At 65.3% G+C, this 473-nt stretch carries 1 protein-coding gene; it reads right to left on the bottom strand.

The features are described 5' to 3' along the window. Positions 1 to 473, bottom strand: a 473-nt coding sequence (locus ACLJNW_RS23175; protein WP_410961081.1) for a hypothetical protein, incomplete at both ends; no start/stop codon positions are given.

Raw genomic sequence — 473 nt, forward strand, 5'->3', positions numbered from 1 at the left:
GGGCATCGGCCATGGCGCCATTGCCGTCATCCGCGTCGTCACGGGTCGCCGCCTGCAGTACGCCAAGGCGCGATGCCTGGGCGGTAAGGCTGCCGTCGAGTTCGCTGATTTCAGCGGTATGGCTCGCCACCTGCTGCGCCAGCCCGTTGGCGGTTTCCAGCGACTGGCCGATATCGGACCAGTAGGCCGCGTTCGGCGGCGCCGTCTTCGCCGGCACAGCCTTCAGTGCCTGGTACAACCGCTGCCCCTGTCGCACCATGTCGTTCTTCGCGTAGACCTTGGCCGGGTCGTACAGCAGAACGTCGGCGAGGTCGCCGACCTGCTTCTGCAAGCCCCCGATATCCACCTGCATCCGTTCGATATCGGAGAAGAACTGCTGGCCCAGCGCCGACTCGACGTACTCCTGGGTGATCAACTGGTTGTATTCGCTGGCGTCGCTGGAGCTGGTGCCGGTGACCCAGTTCGACCAGGCG

Origin of the sequence: Salmonella sp. SAL4457 (genome assembly GCF_046548235.1) — a bacterium.
Taxonomy (GTDB): domain Bacteria; phylum Pseudomonadota; class Gammaproteobacteria; order Enterobacterales; family Enterobacteriaceae; genus Salmonella; species Salmonella enterica.